Origin of the sequence: Microbispora sp. NPDC046933, assembly GCF_040644635.1 — a bacterium.
Lineage (GTDB): Bacteria > Actinomycetota > Actinomycetes > Streptosporangiales > Streptosporangiaceae > Microbispora.
The window spans coordinates 149,108-167,566 of the sequence record NZ_JBEYWW010000002.1 but is presented as its reverse complement, the minus strand read 5'-3'; the positions used below and the strand labels follow the sequence as shown (position 1 = coordinate 167,566).

General features: G+C 71.3%; 15 protein-coding genes. 6 read left to right on the top strand and 9 right to left on the bottom strand.

From position 1 onward, the window contains the following. Positions 1–38: 38 nt before the first annotated feature. Together ABZ857_RS03175 and ABZ857_RS03170 are read right to left on the bottom strand one after the other, a co-directional pair. Positions 39–263, bottom strand: a complete 225-nt coding sequence (locus ABZ857_RS03175; protein WP_357036647.1) for a hypothetical protein — start codon at positions 261–263, stop codon at positions 39–41. Positions 264–320: 57 nt separating this feature from the next. Next, on the bottom strand, positions 321–797 hold the full coding sequence (locus tag ABZ857_RS03170; protein ID WP_357036644.1) for an NUDIX hydrolase: 477 nt from the start codon (positions 795–797) through the stop codon (positions 321–323). Positions 798–956: 159 nt separating this feature from the next. Here ABZ857_RS03170 and ABZ857_RS03165 point away from each other — a divergent pair, with 159 nt between their 5' ends. Next, positions 957–3,200 carry an MMPL family transporter gene (locus ABZ857_RS03165; protein ID WP_357036641.1) on the top strand — a complete coding sequence of 748 codons (2,244 nt, stop codon included), beginning with the start codon at positions 957–959 and terminating at the stop codon, positions 3,198–3,200. A 100-nt stretch (positions 3,201–3,300) separates the two neighbouring features. Beyond that, on the top strand, positions 3,301–4,530 hold the full coding sequence (locus ABZ857_RS03160; RefSeq protein ID WP_357036638.1) for an MFS transporter: 1,230 nt from the start codon (positions 3,301–3,303) through the stop codon (positions 4,528–4,530). Positions 4,531–4,557: 27 nt separating this feature from the next. Here the strand turns inward: ABZ857_RS03160 and ABZ857_RS03155 are convergent, their stop codons facing one another. The 3 genes from ABZ857_RS03155 to ABZ857_RS03145 form a co-directional block, all read right to left on the bottom strand. Beyond that, positions 4,558–4,845: a DUF1778 domain-containing protein gene (locus tag ABZ857_RS03155; protein ID WP_357036634.1), complete on the bottom strand. Its 288-nt coding sequence runs from the start codon at positions 4,843–4,845 to the stop codon at positions 4,558–4,560. A gap of 31 nt (positions 4,846–4,876) precedes the next feature. Further along, positions 4,877–5,539: an MBL fold metallo-hydrolase gene (locus tag ABZ857_RS03150; protein WP_357036631.1), complete on the bottom strand. Its 663-nt coding sequence runs from the start codon at positions 5,537–5,539 to the stop codon at positions 4,877–4,879. 110 nt (positions 5,540–5,649) lie between these two features. Then, complete coding sequence (locus tag ABZ857_RS03145) at positions 5,650–5,793, bottom strand: hypothetical protein (protein WP_357036628.1); 144 nt, start codon at positions 5,791–5,793, stop codon at positions 5,650–5,652. A 118-nt stretch (positions 5,794–5,911) separates the two neighbouring features. Between ABZ857_RS03145 and ABZ857_RS03140 the strand changes: the two genes are divergently transcribed. Further along, positions 5,912–6,727: a putative RNA methyltransferase gene (locus ABZ857_RS03140; protein WP_357036625.1), complete on the top strand. Its 816-nt coding sequence runs from the start codon at positions 5,912–5,914 to the stop codon at positions 6,725–6,727. Positions 6,728–6,964: 237 nt separating this feature from the next. Here ABZ857_RS03140 and ABZ857_RS03135 read toward each other — a convergent pair whose 3' ends face one another. After that, the gene (locus ABZ857_RS03135) at positions 6,965–7,417 is read right to left on the bottom strand and encodes a hypothetical protein (RefSeq protein ID WP_357036622.1); all 453 of its coding nucleotides are present in this window, start codon (positions 7,415–7,417) and stop codon (positions 6,965–6,967) included. Next, positions 7,404–7,991 (bottom strand): TetR/AcrR family transcriptional regulator, encoded by a 588-nt coding sequence (locus tag ABZ857_RS03130; protein ID WP_357036619.1) that lies wholly within the window; start codon positions 7,989–7,991, stop codon positions 7,404–7,406. Before ABZ857_RS03130 ends, ABZ857_RS03135 begins: the two co-directional genes overlap by 14 nt. A gap of 270 nt (positions 7,992–8,261) precedes the next feature. Between ABZ857_RS03130 and ABZ857_RS03125 the strand changes: the two genes are divergently transcribed. Further along, complete coding sequence (locus ABZ857_RS03125; protein ID WP_357036615.1) at positions 8,262–10,085, top strand: prolyl oligopeptidase family serine peptidase; 1,824 nt, start codon at positions 8,262–8,264, stop codon at positions 10,083–10,085. Here ABZ857_RS03125 and ABZ857_RS03120 read toward each other — a convergent pair. Next, on the bottom strand, positions 10,082–11,620 hold the full coding sequence (locus ABZ857_RS03120) for a GAF domain-containing SpoIIE family protein phosphatase (protein ID WP_357036612.1): 1,539 nt from the start codon (positions 11,618–11,620) through the stop codon (positions 10,082–10,084). The genes ABZ857_RS03125 and ABZ857_RS03120 overlap by 4 nt on opposite strands. Positions 11,621–11,773: 153 nt before the next feature. Here ABZ857_RS03120 and ABZ857_RS03115 point away from each other — a divergent pair, with 153 nt between their 5' ends. Then, a complete protein-coding gene (locus ABZ857_RS03115; RefSeq protein ID WP_357036609.1) occupies positions 11,774–15,985 on the top strand; it encodes a HAMP domain-containing protein in 4,212 nt (1,403 codons plus the stop codon). 3 nt (positions 15,986–15,988) lie between these two features. Next, the gene (locus ABZ857_RS03110; protein WP_357036606.1) at positions 15,989–16,615 is read left to right on the top strand and encodes a response regulator; all 627 of its coding nucleotides are present in this window, start codon (positions 15,989–15,991) and stop codon (positions 16,613–16,615) included. Positions 16,616–16,649: 34 nt separating this feature from the next. On the opposite strand, the gene ABZ857_RS03105 is transcribed toward ABZ857_RS03110, so the two are convergent. Beyond that, positions 16,650–18,170 carry an NYN domain-containing protein gene (locus ABZ857_RS03105; protein WP_357036604.1) on the bottom strand — a complete coding sequence of 507 codons (1,521 nt, stop codon included), beginning with the start codon at positions 18,168–18,170 and terminating at the stop codon, positions 16,650–16,652. Positions 18,171–18,459 lie beyond the last annotated feature (289 nt).

Below are 18,459 nucleotides of genomic sequence, written 5' to 3'. Positions count from 1 at the left end.
CAGCGTACAAACGCGTTGCCGGGCGCCCCGGGACGGGCTCAGCCCTTCATCCGCCGCAGGATCTGCTCGCGGCGGAGTTGCAGGTCGTCGATCAGCGCCTCCTGCTGCTCGACGTTGGTCAGCAGGGCGGATCTCTCCGCCATGTCCGTGGGCGCGTCCCAGCTCTGCCCGATCTCCTCGCGTATCTGCCGGGCCTCCTCGCGCAGGCGCTCGATCTGGGCGTCCACCTCGTCGAGCTCCTTCTTGAGCTCCGGATCGTCCATCCCGCACCGTCCCTTTCGTCACTCACGTCGTCTCCCCCATTCCACGAGGGCGGGAAACTATTCGACGACGGTGGCAGGGAGGTAGACGGTTTCGCCGGTCGCGCGGGCCCGCTGGGCGGCCGTCAGCCGGGCCACCAGGTAGGCCGGCATGAGGGAGGCGGCCTGCTCCGCGGTGAAGAACCCGTAGTCGTCCAGCTCCTCCTCCTGCAGGACCACCCTCGTCCCGTCCTGCTCGAACGTGCCGCAGTCGAACAGGAAGTGGACCAGCGGGACCGGCCGGTCGTCCAGCGGCGGCACCCACTGGACCACGAGCAGGCGGCCCACCGGCCGGGTGAGGCCCAGCTCCTCGGCCAGCTCCCGGCCGCAGGCCGCCTCGGGCGACTCGCCCTCGTCGATGTGGCCGCCCGGCCAGCCCCAGTGGTCGCGGTAGCCCGGCTTCACGAGCAGGACCCGCCCCGAGGAGTCGGTGACGAAACCGGCCGCCGCGGCGGCCACCTTGAACAGCCCCGCGTAGAAGGCGTCCGCGGGAATCACACCGGCTCCGATCTCATGCCCTGAGCCTAGTAGGGGTTGTCCCCTAGATCGCGGGGAGGAGGACGTACGCCCGGGGCAGTACGCGCGATCTGGTCTGCACGCCCGATGCCCGGCCCGTGATCGCTTCCTACCGTCGAAGCAGACGTTTAAGGGGAGGTCATGGGACGCCGCAGGAACATCGCCGCCACCATCGGCGGCTGGAGCGCACGCCATCGATGGTGGGCGCTGCTCATCTGGGTCGCCTTCGTCGCCGTCGCGACGGTGGCGGGCAACGCCGTGAGCACGGCGGAGATGCGCGGCTACGAGTCCGCGAACGGCGACTCGCGCCAGGCCGAGCAGATCCTCGACGGCGCGCGCTTCGCGAACGTCGCCGGTGAGATCGTGCTGGTCCAGTCCCGTACGGGGACGCTGACGGTGACGGACCCGGCCTTCCGCCGCGCCGTCGAGGACGTCAAGAGGGCCGTCGAGGCCACCGGCCAGGTCGAGCATGTGCGCACGCCGTACGACAAGGAGCCCTCGCCGGTGACGCAGGACCGGCGCACGACGCTGGTCCAGTTCGACATGAAGGGCGACGGCGGCACGGCGCAGGACCGGATCCAGCCGGTCCTCGACGCGGTGGCCAGGGTGCAGGGGGCGCATCCCGGCCTTCGCGTCGAGGAGGCGGGCGCGGCCAGCGCGGCGAAGCTGATCGGCGAGGCGATCGACGAGGACTTCGTCCGCGCCGAGCAGCTCTCCCTGCCGATCACGCTCGGGATCCTGCTCGCCGCGTTCGGCGCGCTGCTGGCGGCGGTCGTCCCGGTCGCGCTGGCGATGACGGCGATCTTCGCGGCCACCGGCCTGCTGGCCTTCACCAGCCATCTCCTGCACGTCGACTCGGCCACCACCAACGTCATGCTGCTGATCGGCCTGGCCGTGGGCGTCGACTACTCGCTCTTCTACATCATGCGAGAAAGGGAGGAGAGGTCGAAGGGCCGCGACAAGAAGCGGTCCATCGAGATCGCGGCGGCCACGTCGGGACGCGCCGTGCTCATCTCCGGCATCACCGTCATCGTGGCCATGGCGGGCATGTTCCTCACCGGCAACGGCATCTTCATGGGCTTCGCCGAGGGCACGATCCTCGTGGTGCTCACGGCCGTCGTCGGCTCGCTGACCGTGCTGCCCGCGCTGCTCTCGCTGATCGGCGACAAGATCGACGCCCGCCTGATCCACGGCGCGGCGCGCGTCCTCACCGGTGGCCGGGTCACCTGGCGGCGGATCCTCGGCGTGCGCGGCGGCCAGAGCCGGATGTGGGGCGCGATCATGAAGCCGGTGCTGCGGCACCCGCTGATCTCGGTCGTCCTCGCCGGCGGCCTGCTCACCGCCCTGGCCGTCCCGGCCTTCGGCCTGAAGACCGGCACGGAGACCATCGACGACCTCCAGGGCGACTACCAGATCGCCGAGACGTTCAAGCGGATCGACAAGGCCTTCCCCGGCGGCAACGAACCGGCGGTGGTCGTGGTGAAGGCGGCCGACGTGACGACGCCGGCGTTCACCGCGAAGATCGACGACTTCAGGCGGCGGGCGCTGGCCACGGGCGAGGCCAACGAGCCCTTCGCCGTCGCCGTCAACCCCGACAAGACGGTGGCCAAGATCAGCATCGGCATCAAGGGCACCGGCACCGACGAGGTCTCCGAGCACGCGATCCGCACCCTGCGGGAGAAGGTCGTCCCGGCCACGCTGCCCGGCGCCCACGTCACCGGGTCCACCGCGGGCTCGATGGACTTCAACGAGCAGCTCATGCGCCGCGTCCCGCTGGTGTTCGGGTTCGTGCTGCTGCTGGCGTTCGTGCTGCTACTCGTCTCGTTCCGCTCGCTCGTCGTGGCGGTCAAGGCCATCGTGCTCAACCTGCTGTCCGTCGCCGCGGCGTACGGCGTGCTCGTGCTGGTCTTCCAGAAGGGGTACGGCGAGAGCCTGCTGGGCTTCCACTCCACCGGGACGATCACCAACTGGCTGCCGCTGTTCCTGTTCGTGATCCTCTTCGGGCTGTCGATGGACTACCACGTCTTCATCCTCAGCCGGATCAGGGAGGCGTACGACAGGGGCATGAGCACCGAGGACGCCGTGTCGTTCGGGATCAGGAGCACGGCGGCCGTGGTGACCAGCGCCGCGCTCATCATGGTGGCGGTGTTCGCGACGTTCGCCACGCTGTCGCTGCTGACGTTCATGCAGCTCGGCATCGGCCTGGCAGCGGCCGTGCTGATCGACGCGACGATCGTCCGCGCGGTGCTGCTGCCCGCGACGATGAAGCTGCTCGGCGACTGGAACTGGTACCTGCCGCGCTGGCTCAACTGGCTGCCGCGGTTGTCGCACGGCGACGACGCGCCCGAGGAGGCCCCGGAAGAGCGGGTCCCGGCCCTCGTCTGACGCTCCGGTCCTCATGCGCCGGAACGGTGCCCTGCCGTTCCGGCGCATGCGTGGGGGTCGCACAAGGGTCAAGAATCACATAAAGGTAAAATGCATCTACGTGGGGCATACGGGTGAGAACAGTCGCAAACCCCTGATCTACTGGACCGCCGGTGTGCTCGCGTACATGGTCGCGGTCTTCCACCGGCAGTCGCTCGGCGTGACGGGGATCGACGCGGCGACGAGGTTCGGGGTCGGGTCCGCGGCGCTGTCCACCCTCGCGATGCTCCAACTGCTCGTCTACGCGGCCATGCAGATCCCCGTCGGCGTCCTGGTCGACCGCCTGGGTTCCAAGCGCATGCTGCTCATCGGCGCGGCGGTCATGGCCCTCGGCCAGCTTCTGTTCGCCGTCTCCACCGGCCTGTGGGCGGCCGCCGCCGGGAGGGTGCTGGTCGGCTGCGGCGACGCGATGACGTTCATCAGCGTGATCCGGGTGGTCAACGTCTGGTTCCCGCCCCGCCGCAACCCGCTGATCGTCCAGCTCACCGGCATCCTCGGCCAGTTCGGCGCGGTCGTGTCGACCGTGCCGCTGATCACCTCGCTGCACGCGTACGGCTGGACGCCGACCTTCCTGTGGGCGGCGGGCCTGGGGGTGGTGGCGCTGACCGCCGTCGGTCTCCTCCTGCGCGAACGGCGGCCGGACCGCGCGCCGGCGGCACTCGGCGTGCGGGCGGCCTGGGCGGAGCCGGGCACCCGCCTCGGGATGTGGACCCACGCCGCCACCCAGTGCTCGGTCGCGGCCTTCACGATCCTGTGGGGCTACCCCTTCCTCGTGCAGGGCCAGGGCCTGTCTCCGCGTACGGCCGGCGTGCTGCTGACCACGCTGACGCTGCTCGCGATGGGCTGCGGGCCGCTGCTCGGCCACCTCGCCGGGCGCTTCCCACTGCGCCGGTCATGGATGGTGCTCACGGTCATCGGCGCCACGGCCGGCGCGTGGACGCTCGTCCTGCTCTGGCCCGGCCCCGCCCCGCTGTGGACGCTCGGGCTGCTCATGCTGGCCCTCGCCACGAACGGCCCCGGCTCGATGGTCGGCTTCGACTACGCCCGCACGTTCAACCCGGCCGAGCGCATCGGCGTCGCCACCGGCATCGTCAACGGCGGCGGCTTCGCCGCCTCGATGTCCCTGATCGCGCTCGTCGGGGTCGTGATGGACCTGCAGGGCGACTTCCGCTGGGCGTTCGCCGTGCAGTATCCGATCTGGCTGCTCGGGGCCGTACAGGTGATCCGCTACCGCGCCCGCGCCCGCCGCCGCGCCACCGTTCGCCCGGCTCCCGCCCCGGCCCCCGCCTGACCAGAGCCCCGCCTCGTCGGAGCAGGTTCAGCGCCGGCTGTCGCGACCGCTCTCCACGTCCACCGCTTCCGTGAAACCCGGGATCGCGCCGATCACACCATCCCACGTGCCGCCCGGTACAGGCGGGGTCCTCATGAGCTCGGCAAGTCCTGGCACGTCACGAGACTCCCGGGACAGGGCCGCGTCGAAGGCCTGCCACTGGTCCTCGTCGAGGCGGAACACCGTCCGGTCCGCCGGCAATTCGCGGGCGACCGTGGTCTCCGCGTTCACACGCAGCTTGGTGCGCTCCTCCTCGCCACCCACGGCCGAGAGCATGGCAAGAGATGAGCGGAGAGCGTCTGTTCGATTACTTCACGTGTACGAAGGGGTCGGGGAAGTGGGAGGGGGCGAGGACGGCGGCCCTGGCGAGGATGTCCTTGCGCGTCCGTACGGCCAGGTCGGGTTCCTCGTCGTACACGTAGGGGATCGAGGGATCGGCGACTTGGACGGGGTGGAGCACGGCGTCGCCGCTCATCACCAGATCTCCCACCTCGACGCACTGGTGGCCGGGCGTGTGGCCGGGCGTGTGCAGCACCCGGACCCCGGGCACGAATTCGGCGTCGCCGTCCACGATGTCGAGCCGGTCCCCCAAAGGAGCGAGGATCAGCTCGCGCACCGGGCCGGCGGCCCACTCGGTCTCCGCCCGCTGCACGACATATCGGGCGTTCGGGAAGGCGGGAACGCCCTCCACCACCGCGCCACCCGCGTGGTCGCTGTGCAGGTGGGTCAGCACGACGACGTCCACGTCGGCCGGGGCGGCCCCGGCGGCGGCCAGCTCCCCGCCGAGCCGTCCGGGCAGGGGCGCCCAGGTCGCGGACGAGTCGGCGCCGCCGATCCCGGTGTCCACCAGGACCGTACGGCCCGCCGCCCGCAGCAGGTAGCAGTGGAAGTGCAGCACCCACTCCTCGCCGGGCTCGAACATCGCACCGGCGAACATCTCGGGCAGCGGCTTGCGGACCGGTTCCTTCATGGGACCCACGGCATCGCAAAGCGGGATGATCTCGACACCGGCCACGATTCTCGGCTCATGCGGCATCGCACCACGATAGAAGAAGCGCCCCACGACAGAAGAAGCGCGGATCAGCGGGCAGCCGGGACCGGCGCGTAGTCGACGTCGAGGTCGGCCGCGTAGACAGCGCGCTCACAGCGGGCGCAGCGGTAGAGGATCGGACCCTCGTCGAGCTCGGTACGGCAGCGCGGGCAGCGGCGGCGGGTGCGGGTCATCGCGGTCTCCCCCTTCGAAAAGTTCCTTACGCGTTCATGGAACCTCCGCCGGCTTGCCGTACTCCTGCAGCCGACTTGTCGCCGGTTCGCAGTCCCGTGCGGGGTGGATGATGGACGGGTGCTCGCCGACGTCATCGACCACCTCGTCTGCCCCGCCTGCGGGACGGCGATCCACCTGGCCGAGGGGTCGGTCAGGTGCGCGCGCGGCCACTCCTTCGACGTGGCGCGGCAGGGGTACGTGAACATGCTCACCCGCCCGGCCGGCACGGCCGACACGCCCGCAATGGTAGCCGCGCGGGCGCGCTTCCTGGAGGCGGGCCACTACGCCCCGCTGGCCCACCGCCTCGCCCGGATGTGCGAGGGCGCCACCGTGGTCGCCGACGCAGGCGCGGGCACCGGTTACTACCTGGCCGCCGCGCTCGGCGACGACGCGGTGGGCATCGCGATCGACGTGTCCAAGCACGCGCTGAAACGGGCCGCCCGCGCGCACCCCCGCATCGGCGCCGTGGTGGCGGACGTGTGGCGGCCGATCCCCGTCGGCGACGACCGCGTGGACGTGCTGCTCAACGTCTTCGCGCCGCGCAACCCGGAGGAGTTCGCCCGCGTGCTGCGGCCCGGTGGTTCCCTGGTCGTCGTCACCCCCGGCCCCGGCCACCTGAGCCCGCTCGTCGGGCGACTCGGCCTGCTGAACGTGGACGAGGACAAGGACCGCCGCCTGGAAGACGCCCTGGGCGGCCGGTTCGCCCGGGTTGCGGAGGAGACCGACGAGATCGCGCTCTCGCTCGGCCACGACGAGGTCGAGGCGGTGGTCGGCATGGGCCCGAGCGCCTGGCACACGCGCCCGGAGGAACTGGCCGCGAAGATCGCCGCACTGCCCGACCCCGTGGCGGTGACCGCGTCCTTCCGCGTCACCCGCTGGGCCGTGCTCACGTGACCATGCACGCCTGACGGTGCTTGTCCGACGGTGCTTGTCCGACGGTGCTTGTCCGACGGTGCTTGTCCGACGGTGCTTGTCCGACGGTGCTTGTCCGACGGTGCTTGTCTGACCAGGCCTGCCTGGACGGCCAGCCGTACGCCGAAGCCGCAGCACCGGCGCCCGCGTCGCCCCCGGGAGCCGCAGGCCGCCGGGAGCCGCAGGCCGCCGGGAGCCGCAGGCCGCCGCCGGGCCGGATCAGGTGGTGCGCGCCGCCGGGCCGGTGAACCAGCCCGCGTAGGCGAGTACCACGCCGAACACGCCGAGCGCTGCGAAGAACACGCGCGCCACGGCCGTCGCGGTGGGGGAGAGCATGGTGGCGTCGACGCCGGACTCGATCGTCGACGGGGCGGCGATCAGCAGGAACCCGCGGATCGCCACGAACCAGCCGAAGAGCGAGATCGCCACGGCGAGCGGGCCGCGCCAGCTGCGGTGCAGGCCGATGATGACGAGCCCCGCTGCGAGCATGAGGGCGCCGAGCATCAGCACGTTGAAGGTCTGGGCGAACAGGTCGCCGACCAGGACGCCCAGGTCAGGCAGGCGGATCGCGTAGACGATCCCGAACGTGGCGACGTAAGGGCCGATGACGCGGGCGAACGCGCGCGTGCGCAGCTGCGCTGCGACGTCGGCGGGGACGCTAGCGGCTGGCATCCTTTTCCCCTTCCGGCCGGTAGCCGGCCTGGTGCAGCACGGCTCGCAGGAACTCCTCCACCTCGGCAGCCGTGCTTGTGTCGGGGCGGGAGACCAGGTGCTGCCAGACCGCGCCGGTGAGCAGGTCCAGCAGGACGTCGGGATCGGTGTCGGGGGGCAGCTGCCCGCGATCGCGGGCCTCCTCCAGGACGTGCCGGCGGGCCCGGTCGCGGTGCTCCCCGAAGCGGGTGCGGTAGGCGGCGGCGAGCTCGGGGAGGTCGTCGACCGCGCTGTAGAGGCGGCGCAGCAGGAGGCGTTGCCGCGGGCCGGCGAGCGCGTGGGCCCAGCCGGTCAGCAGGTGCTCGATGTCGTGGATCTGCGGGGACGCGGGCGGGTCGCCGTACGCGGCCTCGACGGTGGCGACGAGCAGCTTCGTCTTGTCCGGGAAGCGCCGGTACACGGTGGCCCGGGTGACCCCGGCGCGGCGGGCCACCTGCTCGATGCTGGTGGCCTCGACGCCGCGCTCGAGCAGCAGGTCGAGCGCGGCGGCCAGGATGGCGGCATCTGCTTCCACATTGCGGGGACGACCAGGCACAGTAATTACAATACAGATCTGCTCCGTATTGAATCAATGGGCCGCTGGCCCCCGATCCCCGTTCCCGCGCTCGGCTCTGCGACCTGCGCGCCCGGATCGCCTTCGACGAGGGCGCCCCGCACATGGCCCACGATCCGCTGCCGCCCAGCTCGCCGGCCTGACCCGCTCGCCGCCTGAACTCGTGGCCCGAGATCGCCCATTTGTCGGTCATTGTCGTCTCTCACGGGCGATACTGAACCCGACCCCGTAGGAGCGCAGGGGAGGGCCGGCATGAAGGCCGAGGAACGCTGGCAGGCCAGGTTCCGGGCACCGCGGGTGACCCTGCCCACGTGGGCGCGCCAGGCTCCGCATCGCGCCGTCTACCGCGGCAACGCCTCCGGTTCCTGGGAGATCTACGCCTGGGACCGGTCGAACGGTCAGACCCGCCAGGTCACCGACCGTCCCCGCGGCACCCGGTACGGCGCGATCGACCCCACCGGCCAGTGGATCTGGTGGTTCGGCGACGTACACGGCGACACGGACGGCGACGGGCACGACCGAGGGCACGACGAAGGGCAGGGCGTGTGGTCGCGCCAGCCGTTCCTCGGCGGCCCGGACGTGCCTCTTGCCATGCCGCCCGGCCACCCCTGCGGGCTCGCGCTCGCCTCGGACGGCGCCGCGGCCGTCGGCCGCTCCTCCCGGGACGGCTTCGAGATCCTGCTGGCCAGGCCAGGGAACGAGCCGGTCACGGTGTACCGCCACGACGAGTACGCCGCGGTCGCGGACATGTCACTCGACGGCTCACTCATCGCCGTCAACCACAGCGAGCACGGCGACGTCCTGCACCCGGCCGTACGGGTCATCAGGGCGAACGGCTCGACGGTCGCCGAGCTGAACGACGGACCGGGCAGGGGCGTGACCGGCGCCAGGTTCGCCCCCGTTCCCGGCGACCGGCGCCTGCTGGTCCTGCACGAGCGCCGGGGCCGCCGCGAGCCGCTCGTGTGGGACCCGGTGACCGGCGAGCAGCGGGAGATCTGGCTGCGCGTGCGCGGCGAGATCTCCGCGGACTGGTACGACGACGGCCGGGCGCTGCTCATCATCCACAACCAGCGGGGACGCACGGAACTGCTGCGCTACGACCTCGCCGGAGGCGGCCTCACCCCGATCGAGAGCCCGCACGGGGTGATCGAGGCGGCCGCGCCGCGCCCCGACGGCACCGTCGAGTACGCCTGGTCGAGCGCCAGCCACCCGCCGGTCGTCAAGTCGAGCAGCGGCCATGTGGTCTTCAGCCCCGGGCGCACGCCGCCCCCGTCCGTCCCGCTCGAGGACATCGACGTGGAGGGCCCCGGGGGGCGCATCCACGCCCTCGTCTCCCGGCCGGAGCGGATGTCCGCGCCGTACCCCACGGTGTTCCTCCTGCGCAGCGGGCTCGCGGGGCTCGCGGGGTTCCGCGGCGGCCCGGGCGGGCAGGACGACGACTCGTTCCAGCCGCAGGTCGCGGCGTGGGTCGACAGCGGTTTCGCGGTGATCCGGGTGAACCACCGGGGCTCGGCCGGGTACGGCTCGGCCTGGCGCGACGCCCTGCGCGGCGACGTCGGCCACATCGAGCTGGCCGACGTGGCGGCGGTGCGCGACTGGGCGGTGGAGCGCGGGATCGCCGACCCCGACCGCCTCGTGCTCGCGGGCACCGCGTGGGGCGGTTACCTGACCCTGCTGGCGCTCGGCACCCAGCCCAAGTCGTGGGCGGCGGGGATCGCGGCCGTCCCCATCGCCGACCACGCGGCGGCGTACGAGGACGAGGCCGAATGCCTGCGCGCGGCGCACCGGGCGCTGCTGGGCGGCTCCCCGGCCGAGGTGCCCGAGCGGTACGCCGCGGCCTCCCCGATCACCTACGCCGACATGGTCGAGGCGCCGCTGCTGATCCTCACGGGGGCGAACGGCCCCCGCTGCCCGGCGCGGCAGGTCGAGCACTACGTGCGGGCCCTGACGGACCACGGCAGGGAGGCGTCCGTCTACCGGTACGACGCCGGGCCGGGCACGCCGACCGTGGAGGAGCGGGTGCACCGGATGGCCGCGTCCATCGACTTCGCCGTCCGGGCCATAGGGGGTGTCTAGGGCGCGCGCAGGACGAGGATGGCCAGGTCGTCGGCGCTCGGCTCGGGCGCGAAGTCCTGTACGGCGCGGCGGATGCGCTCGGCCACCGCACGGGCGGACAGGTCGACGCACTCCGCCAGCAGCTTGGCCAGGCCGCCGTCGTCGTCGAGCAGCCGGTCGCCCGACCGCCGCTCGGTGACCCCGTCGGTCACGCCCAGCAGCACGTCGCCCGGGGTGAGCCGCAGGCTGTCCTCCTGGAACTTCGCCTCGGGGAACACCCCGAGCAGCGACTGCGGCGAGGCGACGACCTCGACGAGGCCGTTCGGCCGCAGCCGCATGGCCTCCGGATGCCCGGCCGAGACGAGGCGGATGTCGAGTCCCTCCGGCACGACCGTGATCTGGCCGTGCAGCAGCGTCAGGAAGCGGGCGCGCTCCCCCTCCTCCAGGATCGCCTGGTTGAGCCGGCCCACGACGGCGGCCACGCCGTACCCCTCGCGGGCGAGCAGCCGGAGCGTGTGACGGGCCAGCCCGGTGACCGCGGCGGCCTCGGGCCCGGTGCCGCAGACGTCGCCGATCGCGAAGCGCCAGACCCCGTCCGCGATCGGGAACAGGTCGTAGAAGTCGCCGCCGACCTCGTTGTTCTCCCCGGCCGGCTCGTAGATGACATGGAAGTCGAGCCCGGGGGTCGTGGGCTCGTCGGGCGGCAGGAGGCTGCGCTGGAGCGCCCGGTTGGCCGCCGCCTGCTGCGCGTACAGGCGGGCGTTGTCGAGCGCGAGCGCCGCGCGCCGGCTGAGGTCCTCGGCGATCTGCATGGCCTCGTCCGGGAAGCGGTCGCGCCGGCCCAGGCACATCACGCCGAGCCGCCGCCCCCGCGCGGTCAGCGGGTAGGCCAGCGCCTGCCAGTCGCCCATCGGCAGCACGGCGGGGTCGTCGTCCGCCGGCAGCGCGATCTCCTCCAGCTCGTCGCGCATGGCGTCGATCTGGGTCTCGTCCGCGTGCCAGAGGTAGGCGGGCCGCAGCTCCCCCAGCCCGTCCTGGTCGGTGTAGACGGCGCACCAGCTCGCCAGGCGCGGCACCACGATCTGCGCGATGATCGCCGGGACCATCTCCGGGTTGAGCGTGCCCGCGAGCAGGTCGCTCGCGTCCGCGAGGAAGCCCAGCCAGCCCGGGCCGTGCGCGGCCTCGAGCAGCCACTCGTCGCTCTGCACCGGCTCCCCGCCCGGCAGTTCGAGGCGGGCCCAGCGGGTGCGCAGCGACGAGGTGAACGTGACGCCCCACGAGATGGCGTCGGCCGGCGGCCCGAAGTCCTGGCCGTCCGTCTTCTCCCGCACCTCCACCTGGATGGACTCGCCGTGGTGCAGCCACACGACCTCGAAGGGCGCGTCGGCGGCCTCCGCGACCAGCTCGCCCGCCAGGCGTTCGGCCTCGGGGTACACGGACATCGCGGCCCACGCCGTCATCACCTCGCGCGTGAACCGCTTCACTTCGGGTACGGCCGTCTCGCCCGGCGTGAAGGACGCCGCCAGGACGGCTCGAGGGGTAGTTGTCACCACCATTGTGCTTACCACACTTTCGCCTGACCTCGGGTCAAGCAAGGGGGCCCCGCACCCCACGGAACGTGACAGACTGGCATGGAGTCCACGGCTGGACAGGCCGTATGAGGCCCTACGCCTTGGTCGCGTCAGCCCCGTCGGGGTAAAGGAGGCTAAATGTCGCCCGCCAACGCCGAGCTGGCCGGGACCGAACGGGTCTATCGCGAATCCGATCTCGTGCCCTTCCTGGAGACTCTTATCACATGGCGCGACGGCGACTTCCGCCGCCGCGTCTCGCACGCCCCGCCGGGAATCCTCAGCGAGATCCGGCTGCTGCTCAACGAAGTGGCCGACCGCCGGGAACACCTGGCCAACGAGCTGGCCCGGGTGCGCCGCGAGATCGTCAAGGAGGGCCGTTTCACCGAACGGCTGAGCCCCGGGCCGGGCGTCGGCGCGTGGGCGGAGAGCGTGGGCTCGGTCAACGACCTCATCGACGCCATCGTGACACCGGTCAGCGGCGCCGCCGACGTCATCGACGCGGTGGCCAAGGGCGACCTGTCCCGCCGGATCGACGTGGACCGCGCGGCCCGGGGCGAGGTACGCCGCCTGGGCAAGGCCATCAACGGCATGGTCGACCAGCTCTCGCTGTTCACCTCGGAGGTGACGCGGGTCACCCGCGACCTCGGCACCGAGGGCAAGCTGGGCGGCCGCGCCAACCTGCGCGGCATGTCGGGAAGCTGGCGCGACCTCACCGAGGCCGTCAACACGATGTCCGACCGCGTCTCGGCGCAGGTCCGCGACATCGCCGAGGTGACGACGGGGGTCGCGCGAGGCGATCTGAGCCGCAAGGTCACCGTCGACGCCGTCGGCGAGATGCTGGAGCTGAAGCACACCGTCAACACGATGGTCGACCAGCTCTCGGCGTTCGCCGAGGAGGTCACCCGGGTGGCCCGCGAGGTCGGCACCGAGGGCAAGCTGGGCGGCCAGGCGCAGGTGCGCGGCGTGTCGGGGGTCTGGAAGGACCTCACCGACAACGTCAACTTCATGGCCAACAACCTGACCTCGCAGGTGCGGCAGATCGCCGTCGTCTCCACCGCCGTGGCCAAGGGCGACCTGTCCAGGAAGATCACGGTGGACGCCCAGGGCGAGATCCTGGAGCTCAAGGAGACCCTCAACACGATGGTCGACCAGCTCTCGGCGTTCGCCGACGAGGTGACCCGCGTCGCCCGCGAGGTCGGCACCGAGGGCAAGCTGGGCGGCCGCGCCGAAGTCAAGGGCGTGTCGGGCGTCTGGAAGGACCTCACCGACAACGTCAACTCGATGGCGAACAACCTGACCTATCAGGTGCGCAACATCGCCCAGGTCACCACCGCCGTCGCCAACGGCGACTTCACCCGCAAGATCGACGTCGACGCCCAGGGCGAGATGCTCGAACTCAAGAGCACCATGAACACCATGGTCGACCAGTTGTCGTCCTTCGCCTCCGAGGTGACCCGCGTCGCCCGCGAGGTCGGCACCGAGGGGCGGCTGGGCGGCCAGGCGCAGGTCCGCGGCGTGTCGGGCATCTGGAAGGACCTCACCGACAACGTCAACTTCATGGCGAACAACCTGACGTCGCAGATCCGACAGATCGCCGTCGTCTCCACCGCCGTGGCGCAGGGCAACCTGTCCAAGAAGATCACCGTGGACGCCCAGGGCGAGATCCTGGAGCTCAAGGACACGATGAACACGATGGTGGACCAGCTTTCCGCCTTCGCCGACGAGGTCACCCGCGTCGCCCGCGAGGTCGGCACCGAGGGGCGGCTGGGCGGCCAGGCGCGCGTCCCCGGCGTGTCGGGCGTCTGGAAGGACCTCACCGACAACGTCAACTCGATGGCGAACAACTTCACCTACCAGGTGCGCAACATCGCCCAGGTCACCACCGCCGTCGCCAACGGCGACCTGACCCGCAAGATCGACGTCGACGCCCAGGGCGAGATCCTCGAACTCAAGAGCACCATGAACACCATGGTCGACCAGCTGTCGTCCTTCGCCTCCGAGGTCACCCGCGTCGCCCGCGAGGTCGGCTCCGAGGGCCAGCTCGGCGGCCAGGCCCGCGTCGAGGGCGTCGAGGGCACCTGGAAGCGGCTCACCGAGAGCGTGAACGAACTGGCCGGCAACCTGACCACCCAGGTGCGCGCGATCGCCGAGGTGACCAGCGCGGTCGCCAGGGGCGACCTCACCCGGTCGATCACGGTGGAGGCGCCAGGCGAGCTGGCCCAGCTCAAGGACAACATCAACACGATGGTCGCCACCCTGCGCGAGACGACCAAGACCAACCAGGAGCAGGACTGGCTCAAGTCCAACCTGGCCCGGATCTCCCGCCTGATGCAGGGCCACCGCGACCTGATGGAGGTCGCCCGGCTGATCATGAGCGAGCTCACCCCGCTCGTCTCGGCCAGCCACGGCGCCTGCTACCTCTACGACGACGGCAGGCTCAACCTGATCGCCGGGTACGGCATCCAGCCGGGGTCGTCCCCCAAGCCGAACTTCGAGCTGGGCGAGGGGATCATCGGCCAGGCCGCCCTGGAGGCCAAGCAGATCATCCTGGAGAACGTGCCGGTCGACTCGATCACGGTCGAGACCGGGCTCAGCCGGTCGAACCCGGCCCAGATCGTCGTGCTGCCGATCCTCTTCGAGAACAAGGTGCTCGGCGTCCTGGAGATGGCCTCGTTCAGGCAGTTCAGCGAGGTGCACCTGGCGTTCCTCACCCAGCTCGTCGAGACCATCGGCGTCACGATCAACACGATCATGGCCAACTCCCGGACCGAGGACCTGCTCACCGAGTCGCAGCGGCTCGCGATCGAGCTGCAGGAGCGCTCCGACGAGCTGCAGCGCCAGCAGGAGGAGCTGCGCCGGTCCAACGCCGAACTGGAGGACAAGGCGGCGCTGCTGGCCAAGCAGAACCGGGCCATCGAGATCCAGAACTTCCAGATCGAGCAGGCCAGGCGGACGCTGGAGGAGCGGGCCGAGCAGCTCGCGGTGTCCTCACGCTACAAGTCCGAGTTCCTGGCGAACATGTCCCACGAGCTGCGCACCCCGCTGAACAGCCTGCTCGTGCTGGCCAAGCTGCTGACGGAGAACGCCGAGGGCAACCTGACGCCGCAGCAGGTCGAGTTCGCCCGGACCATCCACGACGCCGGCTCCGCGCTGCTCCAGCTGATCAACGACATCCTCGACCTGTCCAAGGTCGAGGCGGGCCGCATGGACATCCACCCGCAGACGATGTCGCTGTCCGCGCTGGTCGACTACATGGAGGCCACCTTCGCGCCGCTCGCGCAGGACAAGGGCCTGTCGTTCGCGGTCGAGGTCGATCGGTCCGTGCCCAACGACCTGCGTAGCGACGAGCAGCGGCTCCAGCAGGTGCTGCGCAACCTGCTGTCCAACGCGGTGAAGTTCACCCACGAGGGCGAGGTCAGGCTGGAAGTCACCCGCGCGCCCGCCGACGTCCCGTACGTGGACGAGAAGCTGCAGGGCTCGCAGGAGGACATGCTGGCCTTCAGGGTCGTGGACACCGGCATCGGCATCGCGCCGGACAAGCTCGAAGTGATCTTCGAGCAGTTCCGCCAGGCGGACGGCACGACCAGCCGCAAGTACGGCGGCACCGGCCTCGGCCTGTCGATCTGCAGGGAGATCGCCCGCCTCCTCGGCGGCGAGATCCACGTCCAGAGCACCCCCGGAGAGGGCAGCACCTTCACGCTGTACCTGCCCCCGGCCTACTCGGGGCCACTCGCCGCACCCGACGGCGGCGCCATCGCCACGCCCGTGGAGTCGGAGGACCGCGAGAGCGAGATGCCCGACCTGCACATCAAGGACATCCTCCCGGAGATCCCCCTCCCGACCGACCTGCCGGTCCCCCAGTACGCGCCGCTTGTGGACAGCCACGACTGGCAGGGGGACGACCCGCTGTCCGGAGCCAAGATCCTCATCGTGGACGACGACATCCGCAACGTCTTCGCGCTGACCAGCGTGCTGGAGCGGCACGGCTCGACCGTCGTGTACGCCGAGAACGGCCGCGAGGGCATCGAGCAGCTCGAACGCAACGAGGACGTGGCGCTCGTGCTGATGGACATCATGATGCCCGAGATGGACGGCTGGGCCACGACCTCGGCGATCCGCACGATGCCGCAGTTCGCCGACCTGCCGATCATCGCGTTGACGGCGAAGGTCATGCGGGGAGACCGCGAGAAGAGCATCGCGTCGGGCGCCTCCGACTACGTGCCCAAGCCCGTCGACGTCGACCGGCTGCTGGAACGGCTGCGCGGATGGCTCATGCGCGGCCGCAACGGGGGCACAGAACGAACGAGGGGCGTGCCGTCCCGAGAGTCCCGAGACTCCCAGGAGGCGTGATCGATGGCTGACCGTGCCAGGGTCCTGCTCGTCGACGACCGCGAGGAGAACCTGATCGCCCTGGAGGCGATCCTCAGCTCGCTGGACGTCGTGCCCGTACGGGCCCGGTCCGGCGAGGAGGCGCTGAAGGCCCTCCTGTCGACCGACTTCGCTCTGATCCTGCTCGACGTGCGCATGCCGGGCATGGACGGCTTCGAGACCGCCGCGCACATCAAACGGAGAGAGCGCACCAGGAACATCCCGATCATCTTCCTGACCGTGGTCGACAGCGCCCCCGACTACGCCTTCCGGGGGTACGCCGCAGGGGCGGTGGACTACCTCACCAAACCGTTCGATCCCTGGGTGCTGCGCGCCAAGGTCGCCGTGTTCGTGGAGCTCTACACGATGAACCGGCGGCTCACCGAGCAGGCGGCGCTGCTGCGTGAACGCCTGTCGAACGAGCTGCCGGGCGGCGGCGACCACACCTCCGTGCTGGCCGAACTGTCCGGCCGGGTCACCGCCGTGGAGGACGAGCTACGGCGGGTGCGGGAACTGTCGGACAAGTCCGGTGACGCGCCCCTGAACGGCGCGGTCGCCGAGTTGGGCGAGCGTGTGGCCCACCTACGAGCCGGCTTCGACGCCCTCGGCTGAGCGTACGCGCCCGGCTCGCCCGCGGCCGGCCGGGTCAGCGGCGGGCGCGTTCCAGGGCGTCCCAGAAGCCGCGGCGCAGGGCGTGCCGGACCTCGTCGTGCAGCAGGAAGTCGATCGGCAGCGAGGACCCCTGCAGCAGGCGGGCCTCGAGGTCGGACGGCATCCGGGGCTTGCGGGCGAGCACGGCCTCCAGCCACAGCGCGGGGGCGTCCCTGGCGACCGACTCGCCGAAGTCGTGGCCCTCCTTGTGCGCCGCCTTCACCGCCTCGGCGAGCGTCGTGGTGCCTCCCGTCTGGACCGGCACCGGCGCGGGCTGCGGGCCCGTGTACGGCCCCAGTTGGGAGGGCGAGTAGCCGGCGGGGCCGGAGCCGTACTGGCTCTGCGCCGGGCTGCTCGGCGGCGTCTGGGTTCCCGAGGGCGGCGACGGTGGCGCCGGCGGGGTGGAGGCCGGTGGAGCCGGCAGCGGAGTGCTCACGGGCGGTTGCGCCTGGCGCTGCTGCTGGGACGGCTGGCCGGGCGGCTGCTGGGATTCCGGAGAGTAGCCGTTGTAGGCCGGCGGGGACGGCTGCGCGGGAAGGGCCGGGCGCGCGTGGGCGGCGGAGGACCGGCCGCCGCTGTGTGCGCCCGTGCCGTGCGAGCCGCTTCCGTGGGTGCCTGTGCTGTGCGATCCGCCGCTGTGGGGTCCCGTGCCCTGCGTTCCCATAGTGTGCGGCTGGGTGGCGTTCGACGCCGCGCCGGTGGCATCCAGGTCGTGGGACGCGCTCTGTGACGGGGCGCCGTGCGATCCCGTCACCGGGGTCGCCCCGCCCTGAAGGCCGGCGGAGTGGCTCCCCTGCGGCTGGGTTCCGTTCTGCAACGTCCCGTTCTGCAGCGTCCCGTTCTGGGGTGTCCCGTTCGGCGCTGTCCCGTTCTGTGGGGAGCCGTTGAGGTGGGTCCCGTTAGACAGCGAACCGTTTCCGTGGGGGACGAGGCCGTTGCCGTGGGACTGGCCGTTGCCGAGGCCCGGGCCCGGGTCCGCCCCGGTGAGCATCGTGACGTACGGCCGGAGATGGCCGCTCCCGATCTCGACGAGGTCGTCGCACTCCTGCCGCAGGGTGCGCGCCGAGGACCAGGCGCCGTCGGTGGCGATCTGCATGACGGTCACGCGGATGCCGAGGTCCTGCGCGTCGCTCACCACCTGGGTGAGGTCCTCGTCGCCGCTGACCACGACCGCGTCGCAGACCGCGTTGTTGCGCGCCAGAGTCATGAGATCGCGGTGGACCTGGGCGTCCACGCCCTCCCGCCGGCCCGGCCGGATCCGGCCGAGGCGGAGCTTGAGCCCGGGGATGTCCGCCAGCACGTCGTGCTCCGGCGTACGGCGGCCCTCGACGGTCGCCTCGTACCAGTAGCAGCGTAGGAGCGGCAGGCCCGTCCGCTCTCGTGACAGCTTCGTCAGGAACTGCAGCAGGCCCGGATAGTCCCAGGAGACGGCCTCGCGATGGCGGGTCCCATGGACGGCCATCGCGCCGTCTGCCAGCAAGTAGCCGGCGTCAACGAACAGCGCGCAGCGATCCACGCGACACCGCCCTTCCTACGTGGCTCTCTCAGGGTAGTCAAGCGTGTCTTCCCGCGAGGGTGATTCCCGGCGATTCAGCCCTCGCCCGCCTGGTGGGGGATCGGGACGCCCACGACCCTGGGACCGGAAGCGTTCACGCCGACCGTACCAGTTTGTCCAGGTATCGCCTCCCACCAATTTGTTATGGAAAACCTGCGAGGGGATCCGGCACACCGGGAGCCGCGTTTCCTACGCGGAGTCCTCGGCCGCGTTCACCGTCGTGAGCGAAGACCTCGCCACGTCGAGTGGT